Below are 18,613 nucleotides of genomic sequence, written 5' to 3' on the forward strand. Positions count from 1 at the left end.
GTTGGCGCGTGGGCATGCGGCTAGGTTTCGGGTTCGGCGGCGTGGTGCATGGCACGTTCTCCTTCGCGTCGGTTCGGTGAAGTGGAAAGCTGAAAAAAGGCAATAAAAAAGCACCCATCGGGTGCTTGTCTGCGGCGGATCGGCGGCGGCGGAGCGCTACGGCTCGGCTCGTTCCATCCCGTCAGGCAGGCGCACCCGGCCCGCGCTGGCGCGCAGGGCGTTGGTCGGCAATATCAGTAGCGGTGCGTGCGGCATGGGATGGCGGACGATACGGTGAATGAGGGCGCAAGTCTGGACCTGCGCCGTAGCCGGGTCAATGCGCTGGGCGCATCGCCGCTGGAACAGTCCGGCGCGGCGCATGCAACGGCGCGGCACACCGGCGCACGCGATCTGGGCGTGCCTCAGGCCGCCCAGATCTCGCCGAACACCCGATCGAAGTTCAACCCCAGCACTTTCTCGGTCACCCGCGCGCCGTAACCATGGCGCAGCAGGCCGTCGGCGACGCGTTCGAGCTTGCGCACGCTGTTGACGTCGGGCAGGTACGGGGTGCGGTTCTCGCCGGGCGCACCGACGCCGTCGCGGCGGCGTTGCTGCATCTGCTCGTCCAGCTCGCGCATGTCCTGTTCGGTGACCGGAAAGAACAGCGAATCGGTGCCGATGCCGACGTGGTCCTCGCCGCACACGTCCAGCGCATGCCGCATGTGCCGCAGATAATCGGCCAGCTGCGGCTGGCGGCTGTCCTCGGTCAGGAACGGCAGCATGTAGATGCCCATCACCCCGCCCTTGTCGGCGAGCGCGCGCATGTCGCGGTCGAGCTTGTTGCGCGGATGCGCGAACACCGCGCTGCAGCCGGCATGGGTGAACACCGGCGGACGCTGCGACAGCGCGATACCGTCGCGGGTGGTCTGCGCGTTGGCATGGCTCAGGTCCAGCGCCACGCCGAGCCGGTTCATGCGCGCGATCGCCTCGCGCCCGAGCGCGGTGACGCCGCCGGCATCGCCGTCCAGGCAGCCGGTGCCGAACGGCGAGGCGCGGTTGTAGGACAGCTGCATCACGCGCACGCCGAGCTGGCGGAACAGATCGATGCGCTCGGGCTTGTCCTCCAGCATGGCCGCCGATTCGAAGGAGAAGATCAGCGCGATCCGGCCCTCGCGCTTGGCCCGCTGCAGGTCGTCGTGCTGCAGCACTTTCAGGAAGTGCTGCGGATAGGTTTCGACCAGCGCCTGCGCCGCGGCGATGTCCTTCACCGCCGCTTCGAAGTCGCCGTCGGCATCGCCCAGCGTGGTCTTCAGCGCGGTCACGCCGGAATCGCGCAACTGGCGTATGCGATCGGCGCTGTCGCCGTCGCCGGCCAACCGGCCGATCGAGGCCAGGGTGTTGGCGTCGAGCACCAGGGCGCGCCGATACAGCGCCTCGGCGTCGGTCGCGTGCGCACCCTGGTCGGCCGCGCCCTTCGCCGTCCCTGCCGCTGCGCCGCTTGCCGTCGCCGTACCCGGCAGCAGCCCCGCAAGCAGCGCGCTGCCGGAAAGGCCCAGCCATTGCCGCCGCGTCCATGCTTCGCTCATCGTCCTCTCCCCCACCGTATCAAGTGATGCCCCGCCCGTGGCCGTTGACGGCCGGGCGTGCCGCCCCGCATAGCACTGTATCCGGCGCGCGGCGGTCAGTGCCGAAAGTACCGTCGGCGGTTCGCTGCGACACCCGCGACGCCGCCCGGCCGCTCCGGCCGGCAGGCGGCGCAGGCGCCGGGCATGCGTGGCTTTCTCCGCGCCGCGCTCCTATCATCCGCCGACATATCAAGGATGCGTGCCAATGACCACACCGCAGATGTCCGTCTATTTCTTTCTGCAGGCGGCGGCAATCCTCCTGATCTGCCGGCTGGTCGGCCTGTTGGCCAAGCGCGTGGGCCAGCCGCAGGTGGTGGGCGAAATGATCGCCGGCGTGGCGCTGGGGCCGTCATTGTTCGGCTGGCTGCTGCCGGACGTGCAGCAGGCGCTGTTCCCCAAGCAGACCCTGGACATGCTGTACGTGTTCGCCCAGTTCGGCGTGGGCCTGTACATGTTCCTGGTCGGCACCGACTTCCGCGGCGACCATTTCCGCGCGCGCTACCGCAGCGCGATGAGCGTGTCGCTGGCCGGCATCGCGGTGCCGTTCGTGCTCGCGTTCCTGCTGGTGCCGTGGCTGCTGCACACCCCGGGCCTGTTCTCGGCCAAGGCCAAGACCCTGGAAGCCTCGCTGTTCCTGGGTGCGGCCATCGCCATCACCGCCTTCCCGATGCTGGCGCGGATCATCCACGAGCGCGGCCTCACCGGTAGTTCGCTGGGCACCCTGGCGCTCACCGCCGGCGCGGTGGACGATGCCGCGGCCTGGTGCATCCTGGCCATCGTGCTGGCCAGTTTCGGCGGCAGCTGGAACAGCGCCTACCTGGCGATCGGCGGCGGCGTGGGCTACGCGCTGTTCATGCTGCTGGTCGGCCGCCATTGGCTGCGGCGCCTGGCCGATCACGTGCGTCCCGACCAGCCGCTCAGCGCCAGCGTGCTGGCGGTGGTGCTGATGCTGTTCTGCCTCAGCGCCTGGGCGATGGACGCGATCGGCATCCATGCGGTGTTCGGCGGCTTCCTGCTCGGCGCCTGCCTGCCCAAGGGTGCGCTGACCGAGAAGCTGCGCGAACAGCTGCAGCCGTTCGTGGTGGTGTTCCTGCTGCCGATGTTCTTCACCTTCTCCGGGCTCAAGACCCAGCTCAGCGTGCTCCTGGACCCGCAGATCCTGCTCGCCGCCGGCGCGATCCTGCTGGCTTCGTTCCTGGGCAAGGGCATCGCCTGCTGGGCCGCGGCGCGCGTCAGCGGCGAGAACAACCGCGACGCCATGGCGATCGGCGCGCTGATGAACGCACGCGGGCTGATGGAGCTGATCATCATCAACATCGGCTTGCAGGCCGGGGTCATCGAACAGGGCCTGTTCTCGATCCTGGTGCTGATGGCGATCGTGTCCACGCTGATGGCCACACCGCTGTTCAACTGGGTGATGCGCCGCGCCGCCGCGCGCGAGGCGGCGCCGGCGGTGGCCGGCGGCAGGCTGTAGCGCGCCGCCTGTCGTGCCGGTCTAGGCCGTGGGTACGCGCCACGACTGCGGCAGGCACGCCACGATGTGCTCCTGAAAAGCGCGCACCTTCGCGGTGAAATCGCGGCGGTCGGCCACGCACAGGTAGAGCCGCATCGGTTCGGGCGCGGCGTTGACCGCGCCGGTGGCGTCGTACTCGAACAAGGCGCGCAACGCGCCACTTTGCAGGTAAGGCTGTGCCACGAACGCAGCCAACCGGGTGATGCCGCCGCCGGCCACGGCCATGCCGGCGAGCGCGTCGATGTCGTCGCCGACCAATGCCGGCGTCACTTCCGCGTCGAAGCGCAGCCCGTCGCGAACGAAGCCCCAGCGCAGGTAGCGGCCGTCCACCGGCCAGCGCAGCAGCAGGCAGGCGTGGTCCTTCAGGTGCTCCGGCGTCGTTGGCGTGCCGGCACGCGCCAGGTAGTCGGGCGCCGCACAGAACACGAACGGCACCGCGGCGATGCAGCGCGCGACCAGACCGTCCTGCAGCTGCGGCTCGATGCGGATGCTGACGTCCACGCCCTCCTGCGCATGGTCGACCCGGTGATCGGCGCTCAGCAGTTCGATCGACAGGCGCGGATGCCGCGCCGCCAGTGCCGGCAGCAGCGGCGCCAGCACGTGCCGGCCGAATGCGGCGGTGCTGGCCACGCGCAGCCGCCCTTCCGGTTCTGCCTGCGGATCGGCGACCGATTGCCGCGCACGCTCCAAATCCAGCTCGACCTGCCGCACCTGCTGCAGATACAGCGCGCCGCGCTCGGTCAGCGCCAGGCTGCGCGTGCTGCGATTGAGCAGGCGCACCCCCAGGTGCGCCTCCAGCCGCGCGATGTTCTGGCTCACCGCTGCGGCGCTCACGCCCAGCGCCTTGGCGCCAGCGGCGATGCTGCCGGCCTCGGCGGTGTGGATGAAACTGCGGATGGACAGAAGAAGGTTCACTGACGACAGCTATACGCGATGCATTCGTAAGTTGCAGTTTACAAAGTCGCAAGCCGCCCTCGCCTACTGGCGCCACGGAGCGCTTGCTAACGTGCCGCCTCCCGAGCTGCCAGGCTCGCAACGACCATCGAGGCATCGCCCATGCAGGATTTCGACATCGCCGCGCCACGCCGCCTGAAGCTGGGCGTGCGCGCCACGCCGTTCGTGTTCGCCTTCTACATGGCCACGATCATGGCCATGCTGATGTGCCTAGTGATTACCGCGGCCAATGCCGGGCTCGGCGAGGACTATCTGCCGCGGGTGCTCGGGGCGTACCGGCTGGCGATGCCGACCGCGTTCTGCTGCATTCTGGTGGTGCGGCCGCTGGTGATGCGGCTGGTGGCGGCGACGGTGCATGCGCCGCGTTGAGCGGTTTTCGCGTGCCGTCTCCGCAGCAAGCGTGTCATGCAGCGCAACGGTGGCGATCGGTCTTACGGTGACATCCTGTCGCGGCTGAAGCCGCTCCTACAGCGGCGTGGCGTGCACGGATGCAAGAAAAGCGCCGGCTTACAGCGGCGTCAGCCGCCATAAGCCGTAGGGATTGGCGAACAGGTCGCCGGGCTGGAACTGGGTGCTGGGTTCGGCATCGATCCGATAGCGCGGCGCATCCTCCGCGACGGCGAAGGTGTGGCCCTCGCGTATCGGCGGCGCTTCGGTGAACAGATACCAGCTGAAGGTGTGCAGCAGCGCCACCGGATCGGGCGCGGCCTGCGCATCGACGATCGCGTCCTTCATGCCGAAGTGATGCATGCCGCAGGAATGGACCTGCTCGCCGGTAATGTTCAACACCTAGGCACGATGGGCGCTGCAATGCGTCAGGTCCGCGCACAGCTGGCGCCATGCCCCCGGGCCGTGCGCGACGCCGCTGCTCTCGACCTTCACTCCCAGGCCGCCTGCATCCAGCAGCGCCGCGGCGGCCAGCATCATCGCCTCGGCGCGCACCCTGGAACCGCCAGCGCCGATCAGGTACACGACCGAGGCATGCGCGTGGATGCGCGCCATCTCGTCGGAATCGAGCCAATGCGGCCCGGCGGCAGCGAACGCGGCCGCCATGCGCGGGTCGCGCGGCTCGTATTCCAGTTCGAACGCGTCGCCGCTTTCCATGTGCAGCAGGACCCGTCCGGCAAACAGATAACCGCCGCTGTCGCGGACGATACGCGCCAGCAGCTCCGAGCGATCCTGCCACGGACCGGGAATGCACAACACGATTTTCGGGGTTTCGATCAAGATGGCGGCTCCTTGCCGTCAGGTGCCGGGCGCGCCCGACTGGAATGGCCGCCGCCGCAAAACCGGTGCGGCAGCGCTGGCAGGAGAAAAGCCGTGTTCAGGTGAGCGGCGTCATCACGCCCTTGCGGTAGGCCGGACGCTGTTGCAGGCGCGCATACCAGTCCTGCAGATGCGGCAGCGCAGGCCGTTCGATCGGCATCTCGAACCAGGCGTAGGCGAAGCTGCCCAGCGGGATGTCGCCCATCGCGAACTGCGCACCCGACAGCCAGGGCCGCTGCGCCAGCGCCGCATCGGCAATGCCCAGCAATTCGCCGGAACGCGCCAGCGCGGCAGCGATCCTGGCCTCGTCGCGCGCTTCTGGCGCGGTGCGCAGCGTGCCCCAGAACAGATCGCGGAATACCCCGGCGAAGCTCGAGGTGGTCCAGTCCATCCACTTGTCGCCGAGCGCGCGCTCGGCCGGGTCTTCGGGGTACAGCACGCCCGGCGCGTAGCGCGCGGCCAGGTAGCGCACGATGGCGTTGGATTCCCACAGCGCCAGGCCGTGGTCCTCGATCGCCGGCACCAGGCCGTTGGGATTCATCGCCCGGTAGTGCGGATCGTCGGTCCTGCCGAACGCGCCGCCGGCCTCGATCGATTCGTACGCCACACCGATTTCCTCGGCGCACCACAGCACCTTGCGCACGTTGCTCGAATTGTGTCGTCCCCAGATCTTCAGCATGGCAGCGCTCCTGTTGCGAGTGCCAATTCTATGCTCACACGCGTAGCGCAGGCCGATGCATGCGCTTGCGCCCGCTGCGACGCCAGCGCAACGGTGCAGATCCGGCCGCACCGACCGGCGCGGCGCGCAACAGCAGCGCCGCTTGCCACCGGCATCCCCAGGCGCGACTGCGACCACGCCTGCCGCTGCGCACGCCGCAGGCGCGCTCAGTCAAACTGCAACACGAAGCCGCCGCGCGCCGGCAATGCCACCTCGAGGTTTTGCGTCGGCCCCACGTCGATGCGGCGGCTGGCCAACCCCAGCGGGCCGTCGCCATCGACGATCAGGCGTGCGCCGCGACCGGCCACACCCAGCTCCGACAAGTTCAGGCGCAACGTGCGCGGCTGCGCATCGGCATTGATGCCTGCCACGTACCAACGCGTGCCGCCGCGCCGCGCGAACACCGCGAAGCGCCCGGGATAGCCGTCCACATAGCGGCTGTCGTCCCACACCGAGGGCAGCTCGCGCAACAGCGCGCGCACCTCCGGCGCTGCCTTCTCAAGATTCTCGGGCGTCTCGGCGTAATGCTGGATGCCGGAGACGAACAGCACCGTCTCGGCCAGTTCGAAGCCCGGCGTGGTGCGGCGCTGCACCTTGTCGTTGAGCTTGACCAGGGCCAGCGGGGTGAAGTCCATCGGGTCGAACACGTTGCGCGCGAACGGCAGCATCGCCGCATGCGCCGGCACCTGGTCGGCGTTGACCTGCTCGAAGGTGGCGAATTCCAGCCCGCGCACCGCCTCCATCGTCATCAGGTCCGGCCAGGTGCGCTGCCAGCCGCGCGGCAAGGTGGCGCCATGGAAGTTGAGCATCAGCCCGTACGGCGCGGCGTCCTGCATGATGTCCAGGTAGTAGCCGATCATCGACTGCCCGTCGCCGCCGAAGAAGTCGATCTTCACCCCGGCCACGCCCATCGTCTTGAGCCGTTCGAACTCGCGGATGCGGCTGGCGTGGGTCAGCATGCGGTCGCGCGGGGTCTGCGGCGCATCGTTCCAGCTGCCGGCCGAGTTGTACCAGAGCAGGATGGCCACGTGCTTGCCGCGGGCGTAGTCGATCAGCTCGCGCATCCTGTCTTCGCCGATCTGCGTGTCCCACAAGGCGTCGATCAGGGTGTAGCGCCAGCCCATGCGCGCGGCGAAATCGATGTAGCGCTTCTGCACCTCGAAAGTGGTGGCGCCGTCGCCGAGCAGCGGCCAGCTCCACGATGCCTTGCCCGGCTGCGGCGGCGCGACCGGCGCGACCGCGGGCGGGTCGGCCAGGTCGGTGCCGAGGGTGGACTCGGCGATGGTCTTCAGGCTGCCGATGGCGACGATGCGCCAGGGCGAGCGCCACGGCAGCGCGAAGCTCGGGTTGGCGGCGCCACCGGGGAGCACTTCGCGCGGATCGGGCATGCCGATCGCATACTCGCCGGGCACGTCGGCGACATCGCGCAGGCGGCTGCCGGCATGGCCGCGACCGAGCGCGCCCTCGCTGAGCAAGACCCAGTCCGCGCCATGGCGGAACAGCGCCGGATACACCCAGCCGGCCGCGAGCGGCGACGGCGTGCCCACCGCGATGTCCTGCAGGTAGTACTCCTCGTACGCGGGGTTGGTCCTGCCGAACCCGGTCTTGGCCGCCGACATCGGCTGCAGCCACGCACGGGTCTGGGCCGCGAAGCGGAACGTGCTGGCGTCCTCGCGCAGCTGGCGGATCGTCGCATCGCGCTGCGGGAAGTCGTAGCGGAACGCGACGCCGTCGTCGGACACCTGGAATTCGATCTGCAGGCGTTCGCCGTTGGCGCCGCGCCAGGAGAACACGCGCCGGTTGGCGCGGTAGTCGTTGATCCGTCGCTTGCCGGTGAGCAGTTCGTAGCGATCGCGCACGGCGGCGACCGGCGACACCTCGATCAGCTGCAGGCCCTTGGAAAAATCGGCATCGTCGCGCACCAGACCGAGCCGCGAGGGCAGCAGCACCTCCCGTCCCTGGCGCAGCACGCGGTAGTGTGCGGTGCCGGCCGAGTCCAGGGTCAGCTGCGCGCGCAGCGTGGCGTCCGGGCTGAGTACCTCGCCGACCATGCGCTCGGCGGCCAGCGCCGGCAGCGCGCACAACAGCAGCGCGCACGCTGCCGCGATCGTGGCCCAGCCCCTGCGCCAGCGGCTCAGAATTGCGGATTCTTTTCCCATACAGCCCTCACTCGGCAATAGACCGCATAACGCTGGTGGACTCGGCGTTGCTCACCTTCCCCAACATGTCGCTAGCGCGTATCGACCGTGCGCTGCACCTGTCCAAGCAGCACGGACGCGACGCGATTACCGTGTTCAGCGGCGGGGCCGAACCCGCCGGCGCCCGCGGGACGGCGCACGCGCCGGCTCACTTCTGCAACGCTGATGCATCCACCTGCGGCCATTGCTGCGCGTCCCAGCGCAACGGCAGCACGTGCAGCTTGGGCCGGCCGTTGTCCTTGCTGTCGTAGGCATGGAACACCAGGTAGTCCTTGCCATCGAAGGTGTACGCGCTGTTATGGCCGGGACCGGCCCAGCGTGCGCTGCCTTGCAGCACCAGGCTGCCGCCGCCCTGATCCAGACGCTTGCCGTCCTTGTCCAGGTACGGGCCGGTCACCTCGCGGGCGCGGCCGACCATGATCTTGTAGTCGCTCTTGACGCCGCGGCAGCAGTGGTCCCAGGACAGGAACAGGTAGTACCAGCCGTTCTTCTTGAACACGAACGGCGCCTCCAGTGCGGCCGGCTCCGGCTCGGCGTCGTCCACCAGCAGCGAGCGTTCGCGCTTGGCCAGGGTCTGCCATTGTTGCGGCTCGGCCAGATGCAGGCGGTCGGGCGCGAGCCGGACCAGCTTCAGTCCGCCCCAGAACGAGCCGAAGCTGAGCCAAGGCGTGCCCTGCGCGTCTTCGACCAGGTTCGGATCGATGGCGTTCCACAGGTCGCGCTGCGGCAGCGAACGGATCAGGATGCCGTGGTCCTTCCAGGCGAAGGCGGGATCCTTGGGATCGAGCGTGGTGTTGGTGGCCACGCCGATCGCCGAGGTGTTCTTGCCGCCGCTGGAAACGGAGTAATACAGCGTGTAGACGCCGTCGTGGAAGGAGATGTCCGGCGCCCAGATATGCCCGTTGAAGTCCTTGACCACGCTGGCGGTCCAGGCCGGACTGTGCGCGAACACCGGCGGCTCGGCCTTCCAGGTCTTCATGTTGCGCGAGCTGTAGACGCTGATGCCCGGGCCGGTAATGAACAGGTACCAGGTCTTGCCCTGGCGGATCATCACCGGATCGTGCGCGAGCACATCGGCGTGGTAGCCCTTGCGCGGCGCGGCCACCGGCGGTTGGTCGAGCATCGAGGCACCGGCGGCCGACGGCGGCGTCTGCGCGGCCGCAGTGGCGCACAACGCGACGCCCAGCAGCAGGCCGGCGAGCCGTGGCAGGCGCCGGCTCATGCGCCATCCTCGCCGACGATCGCCTCGCGTTGCGGGCGGCCGAACACCGGCATGCCATCCGCGTCCCACTGCAACGGCTGCACGCAGGCGTGGCGGTCGGGATTCCATAGCGGGTCGCCTTCGATGTCGCGGTAGTTGCGCGCGTGGTAGACCAGCAGGTCCTGGCGGCCGTCTGCGGAGACGGTGAAGCTGTTGTGGCCGGGGCCATACACCTGTCGCTCCACATCGGTCGCGAACACCGGCTGCGGCGACTTGTGCCAGGACGCCGGGTCGAGCAGGTCGTCGTTCTCGTCGGCCCACAGCAGGCCCATGCAGTAGCGCGCGTCGGTGGCGCTGGCCGAGTAGCTGACGAACACCTTGCCATGCCGCAGCAGCACCGCCGGGCCTTCGTTGACCAGGAAGCCCTGCACTTCCCATTCCAGTTCCGGCCGGCTCAGCAGCACCGGCACGCCGGCCAGTTGCGTGGGCGTGGCCATCGGCGCGATGTACAGGTTGGAGTTGCCGGCGATCTGCGGCGCCTTCTGCGCCCACACGTAGTAGCGCTGGCCGCGGTGGGCGAAGGTGGTGGCGTCCAGGCAGAACGCATCGATGCCGCTGTGCACCTGGCCGAGGAATTCCCAGTCGCCGCCGAGCGGATCGTCGGCGCCGCAGCGCAGCGCGTACATGCGGTGCTGGAACAGGCCGTCGCGGATCTCGCGCGACGGCGCCGCGGCGAAGTACACGTACCAGACGCCGTCGATATGGTGCAACTCCGGCGCCCAGATCAGCGCGCTGGCCGGGCCGCTCGGCGGCGCGTGCCACACCGCGACCGGCGCGGCGTCGGCCAGGCCGTCCAACGTGCGCGCGCGGCGCAGTTCGATGCGGTCGTATTCGGGCACCGAGGCAGTGAAGTAGTAGTGGCCGTCGTGGTGGCGCAGCACGAACGGATCGGCGCGTTGCGGTACCAGGGGGTTGCTGATGTGCATGGTGTGCGTCCGTGGGTCGTCAGGTAGGCGTGGCCGGCGGGGCGGCCGCCACGCCTTGCAGCGACAGCGGCAACGTGCCCTGGGTGAGCCGGCGGTAGTAGTCGTCGGTGATGCGGTAGCCGAACATCAGCGCCCCCATCAGCGCATGGAACAGGCCCGGAATCACCGACAGCATCAGCGCGATGCCGGTCAGGGTGAAGGTGCTCTGCGGGCGGTCGGGCACATACTGGTAGTAGGTCAGCAGCCAGCCGACCAGCGCGCCGGCCACGCCCATGCCGGCCTTCTGGCAAAACGAGATGCCGCCGAACGCCAACCCGGCCACGCGCTTTCCGGTCTTGGCCTCGCCGTAGTCCACCGCTTCGGCGATGGCCGACCAGAACACCGGCGCGTGCAGGTCCACCACGAACGAGATCAGGAAATACAGCACGAACGCGAGCAGCGTATCGCCGGGCTTGACCAGCACGAACATCAGCACGCTCAGCAGCGCCACCAGCAGCTGGCTGTAGCGGAACAGCTTGATCTTGCAGAACGCCTTGGTGATCCAGGTGGAGGCGACCATCGCCAGGATCGCGGCCGCCACGCCGGTGGACAGGAACGCCGACAGCAACCGCGCGTCGCCGCCCAGGTAGTACTTGGCGTAGTAGGCGGCGACCGAGCCGCGCACCACGTAGCCGACGGTGCCGGTCACGCACACCGCGCACAGGATCAGCCATTGGTCGTTGCGCAGCAGCAGGCGCAGTTGCTCCAGGAACGGCTTGCGCTCCACTTCGTGCTGCACGCGTTCGGTGGTGGTGAAGAAGCAGAACAGGAACAGCAGCGTGGCCATCGCCCCCATCAGTCCCATCGCCCATTGGTAGCCGCGCGCCAGGTTGCCGTCGCCCCAGGCCACCGCCAACTGCGGCACCACGATGGTGACCAGGAACGCGGCGACCTTGGCGAAGAACAGCCGGTAGCCATTGGCCGACAGGCGCTCCTTGGGATCGGCGGTGAGCACGCCGATGATGGAGATGTAGGGAATGGTGACGCCGGTGAAGATCAGCATCACCAGCAGATAGGTGGCGTAGGCGTAGGCCAGCTTCAGGTTGTAGGCCAGGTCCGGGGTGCTGAAGGTCAGGAACACCGCCAGCCCGAACGGCACCGACAGGAACAGGAAGTACGGCCGGTAGCGGCCCCAGCGCGTATTGATGCGGTCGGTGACGATGCCCATCAGCGGGTCGGTGACCGCATCGACCATGCGCACGGCGATGAACAACAGCGCCAGGTCCTGCGGTTTGAGGCCGTAGATATCGGTATAGAAGAAGGTGATGATCAGCATCATCGACGACATCACCACGTTCACGGCCATGTCGCCGGCGCCGAAGCCGACCTTCTCGATCACGCTCAATTTGTGTTGCATGCGCCCCTCCTGCGAAGCTCGCGCGATGATTCGTAGAGCCCGGCCGTGCCCTCCACGCGCCGGGATGCAAGCACGCTCAGCCGGACTGCGCCACGTCGCCTCCCGGTGGCGGGGACGCGCCGCAGCAGGACACGCCACGCGCGCGTGGCGGGGTCAGAATTGCGGGTTCTTTTCCCACACCGGCCTCGCTCGGCAATAGACCGCATAGCGTTCGTGGGCGATACGGTAGAACGGCACCAGGGTGATCGGGCCTTCGATGCCGTCGGCCTCGAACACCTGCTCCTGGCCGTCGCGCCGGCGCGCCCACAGTGTGTCCGGCGCGAAGTAGACCGCCGGCAACTGGCGGCCGACGATCTTGTTCAACGACGGCCGCTGGTCGGACACGTGCAGCTGCGCCGGATCGATGCCGTCGCTGCCCAGTTGCGCGGCCAGCACCAGCGGGCCGTACATCATCGCCTGCAGGCTGGGTTCATCGGGCAGCGGCGCGGCGTGCAGCGCCATCGGCAGGTCCAGTTCGATGCGGTCGCCGTCGGCGAAGCGGCGCTGCAACTCCAGATAGCTGCCCGGGGTCGCCTTGACCGCCTGCGCCTTGCCGTTGATGCGCAGGCGCACGCCCTGCGTGGCCCAGTACGGGATGCGCAGGCGCAGCGTCATCTGCTGCGCGCGCTTGCACTGGAACTCGAGCGCGGTGCCTTCCTGCTGCGGGAAGCGCGTGCGCTGGACCACGCGCATGCCGCGCTCTGGCCAGTCCAGCTGCGAGGCGATGAACAGGTTGACGGTGAGGCCGGCATCGTCGCGGAAGTAGATGCTGTCGTTGCTCTTGGCGAATTCCTCCACGCCGGTGCCGGTGCAGCACCAGAACGAAGCGAACGGGGTGTTGTAGAGCTTCCAGTACCCGGCATCCATCGGCACGAAATACATCATCATGCCGGCCTCGTCCTGGGTGCCCAGGCGCGCGTTGAACAGCACGCGCTCGTAGTAATCCATCAGCGCCGCGTCCGGCTGCCAGGTGTACAGGTGCCTGGTCAGCTTGAGCATGTTGTAGCTGCAGCAGCACTCGTGGCTGTGCCCGCTCAGGCGCCCGGCGAAGTGGCCCGGCTTGCCGAACATCTCGAAGTCGCTGGTGCCGCCGGTGCAATAGGCATGGTGGCCGCTGACGGTGCGCCAGAAGAATTCGGCGATCTGGCGCTGGCGCGGCTCGCCGCCGATCTCGTAGGCGCGCGCGGCGGCGACGATCTTCGGGATCTGGGTGTTGGCATGCAACCCGGCCAGCGCGTCGCGGCCCTGCGCCAGCGGCTCTAGCAGCGATGCCTGCTCGTAGCGCGCGGCCCAGCGCCGGTACTTGTCGTCGCCGCTGAGCAGGTACAGCTCCAGCAGCGACTCGTGCACGCCGCCGAACTCCACGCCGAGGATGCGCTGCCACTGCGCGTCGTCGAAGCCGTCCATCCACGCGCCCAGCCAGTCGGCGAAGCGCTGCGCGGTGCGCAGCGCCTGTGCGTTGCCGGCATGGCGGGCCATGTCCAGGTGCCCGGCGAGGATCTTGTGCGCGGTGTAGATCGGCACCCACACCTCCTCGCGGCGGCCGAGCCGGTCGTAGAACGAGGACGGGTATGCGCCGAGGTAGCCGTCCGCGCGCTGGCAGCGCGCCAGCTCGGCGACCAGCGCATCCGCCTTGTCCTTCAGCGCCGCGTCGCCGGTCGCCGCGTACAGCAGCGCGCAGGCCGACAGATAGTGGCCACCGGAGAAATGCCCGCGGATTTCGCAGTGCGGCGATTCCCAGCCGCCCAGCGGCTCGGCGTGCGAGTCCAGTCCCGCGGCAAGCCGGAAATTGTGCAGCAGGCGATCGTTGGGAATCGACATCAGGTAACGGCGGTCGCGTTCGCGCGCCTGCAGGAACGGGCCGTCGAGCAGTTGCACCTGGCCCATCGCGAACGGCTGCTCGCGCAATTGCACTGCTGGCTGCCGTTTCGCGGCGGCCGGCGCAGCCGACGGCGTCACGGCCAGCGCCTCGCCCTGCGCCAGCACACCCAGCGCGGCCAGCGAGGCGCCGCCGTAGTGCAGGAAATCGCGCCGTGTGCAGGCCATGCCTGCCTCTTCATGTTCCGTCATGCGTCCGCTCCCGAATCCGGCGTGCGCCGGGTCAACAAGCGCTGCAGCAGGCAGAACACCAGCAGCAGCGCGCCGATCACGATGCGTGTCCACCATGAGCTGAGCGTGCCGTCGAACACGATCAGGGTCTGGATCACGCCCAGGATCAGCACGCCGAACAGCGTGCCGATCACGTAGCCGCTGCCGCCGGCCAGCAAGGTGCCGCCGATCACCACCGCGGCGATCGCATCCAGTTCCAGGCCCAACGCATGCAGGCTGTAACCGGACAGCATGTAGAACGTGCACACCACCCCGGCCAGCGCCGAGCAGAACCCGCTGAAGGCGTAGACCTTGACCTGGGTCGCGGCCACCGGCAGGCCCATCAGCCGTGCCGAGGCTTCGCTGCCGCCCAGCGCGTACACGCCGCGGCCGAAACGCGTGCTGTGCGCCAGCCACATGCCCAGCGCCACCGTGGCCAGCGCGATCAGCGCGCCGATCGACAGCGAGGCGCCGGCGCCGATCGGCACGCGGAACTGGGCGATGGCCACGTACAGCGCATCGTCGATCGGGATCGAATCGACGCTGATCAGATAGCTGGCGCCGCGCGCCAGGAACATGCCGGCCAGGGTCACCACGAACGGCTGCAGCCGGTAGCGCTGGATCAGCATGCCCATGAACGCGCCGAACAGCGCACCGAGCAGCAGCACCAGCGGGATCGCCGCCAGCGGCGACCAGCCGTGGTGCTGCACCAGCGACGCCGACAGCACCGTGGTGAAGGCGATCACCGCGCCCACCGACAGGTCGATGCCGCCGCTCAGGATCACGAACGTCATGCCGACCGCGGCGATGCACAGGAAGGCGTTGTCGATCAGCAGATTGGCGAACACCTGCGGCGACAGGAAGCCGTCGTAGAGCGCGCCGCCGGCGCCGGCCATGGCCACGAACAGGGCCACGGTGATCGCCAGCGGCAGGCGCGCGCCATGCAGCAGCGCGCCGGCGCGGCGCAGGCCGCGCGCGGTCTGGACCGGTACGCCGGCCGCGCTCATCGCCCCGCTCCCGGCTCGGGACGCCGCACCCAGCCGCGCACGCTGGCGCGGAACTGCGGCGATTGCAGCAGCATCACCGCGAACACCAGCAGCGCCTTGATCAGCATGTTGACCTGCGCCGGCACGCCGATCGCGTAGATCGTCGCGGTCAGGGTCTGGATGATCAGCGCGCCGATCAGGCTGCCGGCCAGGCTGAAGCGGCCGCCGTCGAGCAGCGTGCCGCCCAGCGTCACCGCCAGGATCGCGTCCAGTTCCATCAACTGGCCGGCGTTGTTGGCGTCGGCGCTCTTGACGTTGGAACTGATCAGCAGCCCGGCCAGGCCGGCGCTGAACGCGCAGAACACGTACAGCAGCACCGCGATCAGCCGCGCCTTGACCCCGGCCACCCGCGCCGCGCGCGGGTTGTGCCCGATCGCGCGCACGAACAGGCCCAGCGCGGTGCGCCCGAGCAGCAGCTGCAACACCACGAACACCGCGGCCACCACGAACAGCGCGAACGGCAGGCCGAGCAGGAAGCCGTTGCCGAGGTAGAAGTACGGCGGGTAGTAGATGGTCAGGATCTGGCCGTCGCCGATCAGCTGCGCCACGCCGCGTCCGGCCACCATCAGGATCAGCGTGGCGATGATCGGCTGCATGCCGACCTTGACCACCAGCAGGCCGTTCCACAGCCCGCACGCGGCGGCGACCAGCAACGGCGCCACGATCACCGCCCACAGCGGAAAGCGGCTGTGCTCGCCGCCGCCGATCATCCATGCCGCCACCGTCGCGGCGATCGCCACCACCGCGCCGACCGAGATGTCCAGGCCGCGCACCGCGATCACCAGGGTCATGCCCAGCGCGACCAGCGCCAACGGCGCGGCGCGGTTGCCGATGTCCACCAGGTTGCCGTACAGATGCCCGTCGCGCCATTGCAGCGCCAGGAAACCGGGATTCCACAGGCCGTTGCCGAGCAGCAGCAGTGCCAGCGTCGCCAGCGGCCAGAACAGCGGGTGGGCGGCGATGCGCGCCGGCAGCCGCGGCGCGCTGGGCGATCGGGTGGCCGCCGCGCTCATGCCGCCGCGCTCCCGGCGATCAGGTCGAACACCGCGCGCTCGCCGCAGCCACCCGGCAGTTCGCCGACCAGGCGCCGTTCGCGCAGCACGGCGATGCGGTCGGCGATGCGTTCGATCTCGGCGACCTCGGCGGAAATGAACAGCACCGCCATGCCCTCGCGGGCCAGCGCCAGGATGCGGGTCATGATGTCCTGCTTGGCGGCGATGTCGATGCCGCGGGTGGGTTCGTCGAGGATCAGCAGCCGCGGCCGCGTCGCCAGCCAGCGCGCCAGCACCACTTTCTGCTGGTTGCCGCCGGACAGCAGGCCGACCGGCGTCTCCACGCTGGCGGTCTTGATGCCCAGCGCGTCCACGTAGCCCTGCGCGATGCGCACCTGCTCGGCCAGCGGCAGGAACCGGCGCAGGCCCATGCGCGCCTGCAGCGCCAGCACGATGTTCTCGCGCACCGACAGCTCGGCGACGATGCCGTCGGTCTTGCGCTCTTCCGGGCACAGCGCCAGGCCGTGGCGGATGGCGTCGGGCGGGCCGCGCAGCGCCACGTCATGGCCGTCGATCGAGACGCGGCCGCAATCGGCGCGGTCCAGGCCGAACAGCAGCCGCGCCAGTTCGGTGCGGCCGGCGCCGAGCAGGCCGGCCAGGCCCAGCACCTGGCCGCGGCGCAGCTGCAGGTCGATCGGGTGCAGCTGGCCGCGCCGGCCCAGGCCCTGCGCCTGCAGCAATACCGGCGCGGCTTCGGGCGGCGCGGCGTCCACCGCCGCGGCGGCCGCGGCGGCCACGTCCAGTTCGCGCCCGACCATCGCCGCGATCAGCCGCGGCGCCGGCAGGTCCGCGGCCAGGTATTCGCCGACCAGGCGGCCGTTGCGCAGCACGCTGATGCGGTCGGACACCGCGTACACCTGGTCGAGGAAATGGGTCACGAACAGGATCGCCATGCCCTGCTCGCGCAGGCCGCGCATCACCCGGAACAGTTCGGCGACCTCGCCTTCGTCGAGGCTGGAAGTGGGTTCGTCGAGGATCAGCACCCGCGCCGACACGCTCAGCGCGCGTGCGATCGCCACCATCTGCTGCACCGCCACCGGATAGGCGGACAGCGCGCGGCGCACGTCGATGTCCACGCCCAGCCGCTGCAGGCACTCGCGCGCCTCGCCCTCGACCCGGCGCCAGTCGATGCGCCGCGGCCAGCCCTTCAACGGATAGCGGCCGGCGAAGATGTTCTCGGCCACCGACAGGTTCGGGCACAGGTTCACTTCCTGGTACACGGTGCTGATGCCCAGCTGCTGCGCCTGCAGCGGCGAGTTCGGCGCAATCGCGTCGCCGCCCAGCGCCATGCGCCCGGCGTCGGCCGCGACCGCGCCGGTCAGCAGTTTGATCAGGGTCGATTTGCCGGCGCCGTTCTGGCCCATCAGCGCGTGGATCTCGCCGCGGCGCAGACACAGCGCCACGTCGTCCAGCGCGGCGACGCCGGCGTAGGCCTTGCTCAGTCCCTGCGCGTGCAGCACCACCGGCTTCATCGGCAGGCTCCGTCAGTACTTGCGCTTGGGCAGCTCGGCGGCGGCCTGCTCCTGGGTGTAGACCGATTCCTCGACCACGATGCGCTTGGGCAACGCCTTGCCGGCCTTGACGTCGCGGATCGCCTGCACCAGTTGCGGGCCGAGCAGCGGATTGCATTCCACGGTGACGTTGAGCTTGCCGGCCTGCATCGCCTCGAACGCGCCCTTCACCCCGTCGATGGAGATCACCAGGATGTCCTTGCCCGGCTTCAGCCCGGCTTCCTCGATCGCCTGGATCGCGCCGATCGCCATGTCGTCGTTGTGCGCGTACAGCACGTCGATGTTGCGCCCTTCCGACTTCAGGAACGCCTCCATCACTTCCTTGCCCTTGGCGCGGGTGAAGTCGCCGCTCTGCGAGCGCACCACCTGGAAGCGCGGGTTGGCCGCGATGATCTCCTTGAAGCCCTTCATCCGGTCGATCGCCGGCGCCGAGCCCACCGTGCCCTGCAGCTCGACGATGCGCACCGGCTTGTCGCCATCCTTCAACGGCGACTGTTCGAGCAGCCAGCGCCCGGCCTTGCGTCCTTCCTCGACGAAATCCGAACCGATCAGCGTGGTGTACAGGCTGTCGTCGGACACCTTGACCGCGCGGTCGGTCAGCACCACCGGGATGTTCGCCGCCTTCGCTTCGCGCAGCACCGTTTCCCAACCGGATTCGACCACTGGCGAGAACGCGATCACGTCCACGCGCTGGGCGATGAACGAGCGCAGCGCCTTGATCTGGTTTTCCTGCTTCTGCTGCGCGTCGGAGAATTTCAGCTTCATCCCCGCCTGCTCGATCGCCTGCTTGACCGAGGCGGTATTGGCGGTGCGCCACTCGCTCTCGGCGCCGACCTGGCTGAAGCCCACGGTGATCTGGCCCGGCTTGCCGGCCGCGTCCTTGCCGCCGCCGGAACACGCGCTCAACGCCGCGCCCAGCAGTACCGCCATCCCCAGCACCGCCGCACGCACAGCTGACTTCTGCATAACCCCTCCTCGTTCGTTGCACGCTGGCGGTCGCGCGGCGTTCGGGCCGCGGCGGCCGCCCACCCTCCCAGGCAG

At 69.2% G+C, this 18,613-nt stretch carries 16 protein-coding genes; 2 read left to right on the top strand and 14 right to left on the bottom strand.

What is annotated here, in order from left to right; translation table 11 throughout:
• Positions 1–401: 401 nt before the first annotated feature.
• Positions 402–1,565 carry a dipeptidase gene (locus tag JR064_RS11985; RefSeq protein WP_191824881.1) on the bottom strand — a complete coding sequence of 388 codons (1,164 nt, stop codon included), beginning with the start codon at positions 1,563–1,565 and terminating at the stop codon, positions 402–404.
• Positions 1,566–1,809: 244 nt separating this feature from the next.
• Here JR064_RS11985 and JR064_RS11990 point away from each other — a divergent pair, with 244 nt between their 5' ends.
• Positions 1,810–3,078, top strand: coding sequence for a cation:proton antiporter (locus JR064_RS11990; protein WP_191824882.1), 1,269 nt, complete (start codon positions 1,810–1,812; stop codon positions 3,076–3,078).
• Positions 3,079–3,099: 21 nt separating this feature from the next.
• On the opposite strand, the gene JR064_RS11995 is transcribed toward JR064_RS11990, so the two are convergent.
• A complete protein-coding gene (locus JR064_RS11995; protein WP_191824883.1) occupies positions 3,100–4,032 on the bottom strand; it encodes a LysR family transcriptional regulator in 933 nt (310 codons plus the stop codon).
• A 141-nt stretch (positions 4,033–4,173) separates the two neighbouring features.
• Here JR064_RS11995 and JR064_RS12000 point away from each other — a divergent pair, with 141 nt between their 5' ends.
• Positions 4,174–4,440, top strand: coding sequence for a DUF2798 domain-containing protein (locus JR064_RS12000; RefSeq protein ID WP_191824884.1), 267 nt, complete (start codon positions 4,174–4,176; stop codon positions 4,438–4,440).
• 138 nt (positions 4,441–4,578) lie between these two features.
• Here JR064_RS12000 and JR064_RS23100 read toward each other — a convergent pair whose 3' ends face one another.
• From JR064_RS23100 to JR064_RS12055, 12 genes are all read right to left on the bottom strand, one after another.
• Positions 4,579–4,860 carry a DUF4261 domain-containing protein gene (locus JR064_RS23100; RefSeq protein ID WP_241093018.1) on the bottom strand — a complete coding sequence of 94 codons (282 nt, stop codon included), beginning with the start codon at positions 4,858–4,860 and terminating at the stop codon, positions 4,579–4,581.
• On the bottom strand, positions 4,861–5,298 hold the full coding sequence (locus JR064_RS23105; RefSeq protein WP_241093019.1) for a hypothetical protein: 438 nt from the start codon (positions 5,296–5,298) through the stop codon (positions 4,861–4,863). It abuts the gene before it with no gap.
• Positions 5,299–5,395: 97 nt separating this feature from the next.
• Positions 5,396–6,016 carry a glutathione S-transferase family protein gene (locus JR064_RS12010; RefSeq protein ID WP_191824886.1) on the bottom strand — a complete coding sequence of 207 codons (621 nt, stop codon included), beginning with the start codon at positions 6,014–6,016 and terminating at the stop codon, positions 5,396–5,398.
• Between the two features lie 206 nt (positions 6,017–6,222).
• On the bottom strand, positions 6,223–8,214 hold the full coding sequence (locus JR064_RS12015; protein WP_191824887.1) for a glycoside hydrolase family 97 protein: 1,992 nt from the start codon (positions 8,212–8,214) through the stop codon (positions 6,223–6,225).
• Between the two features lie 187 nt (positions 8,215–8,401).
• Positions 8,402–9,475, bottom strand: coding sequence for an arabinan endo-1,5-alpha-L-arabinosidase (locus tag JR064_RS12020; RefSeq protein WP_206229862.1), 1,074 nt, complete (start codon positions 9,473–9,475; stop codon positions 8,402–8,404).
• Positions 9,472–10,440, bottom strand: coding sequence for a glycoside hydrolase family 43 protein (locus JR064_RS12025; protein WP_191824888.1), 969 nt, complete (start codon positions 10,438–10,440; stop codon positions 9,472–9,474). The genes JR064_RS12020 and JR064_RS12025 overlap by 4 nt, the downstream gene beginning before the upstream one ends.
• 19 nt (positions 10,441–10,459) lie before the next feature.
• Positions 10,460–11,836 carry an MFS transporter gene (locus JR064_RS12030; RefSeq protein ID WP_191824889.1) on the bottom strand — a complete coding sequence of 459 codons (1,377 nt, stop codon included), beginning with the start codon at positions 11,834–11,836 and terminating at the stop codon, positions 10,460–10,462.
• Positions 11,837–11,989: 153 nt separating this feature from the next.
• Positions 11,990–13,945, bottom strand: coding sequence for a glycoside hydrolase family 127 protein (locus tag JR064_RS12035; RefSeq protein ID WP_206229863.1), 1,956 nt, complete (start codon positions 13,943–13,945; stop codon positions 11,990–11,992).
• Positions 13,942–14,970: a galactofuranose ABC transporter, permease protein YjfF gene (gene yjfF, locus JR064_RS12040; RefSeq protein WP_179570832.1), complete on the bottom strand. Its 1,029-nt coding sequence runs from the start codon at positions 14,968–14,970 to the stop codon at positions 13,942–13,944. The genes JR064_RS12035 and yjfF overlap by 4 nt, the downstream gene beginning before the upstream one ends.
• Entirely contained in the window at positions 14,967–16,022 is a 1,056-nt protein-coding gene (locus JR064_RS12045) for an ABC transporter permease (protein ID WP_179570831.1), read from the bottom strand. The genes yjfF and JR064_RS12045 overlap by 4 nt, the downstream gene beginning before the upstream one ends.
• Positions 16,019–17,533, bottom strand: coding sequence for a sugar ABC transporter ATP-binding protein (locus tag JR064_RS12050; protein ID WP_206229864.1), 1,515 nt, complete (start codon positions 17,531–17,533; stop codon positions 16,019–16,021). The genes JR064_RS12045 and JR064_RS12050 overlap by 4 nt, the downstream gene beginning before the upstream one ends.
• A 12-nt stretch (positions 17,534–17,545) precedes the next feature.
• The gene (locus tag JR064_RS12055; RefSeq protein WP_206229865.1) at positions 17,546–18,538 is read right to left on the bottom strand and encodes an ABC transporter substrate-binding protein; all 993 of its coding nucleotides are present in this window, start codon (positions 18,536–18,538) and stop codon (positions 17,546–17,548) included.
• Between the last annotated feature and the right edge of the window lie 75 nt (positions 18,539–18,613).

The sequence above is a fragment of the Xanthomonas bonasiae genome, assembly GCF_017163705.1.
GTDB lineage: Bacteria > Pseudomonadota > Gammaproteobacteria > Xanthomonadales > Xanthomonadaceae > Xanthomonas_A > Xanthomonas_A bonasiae.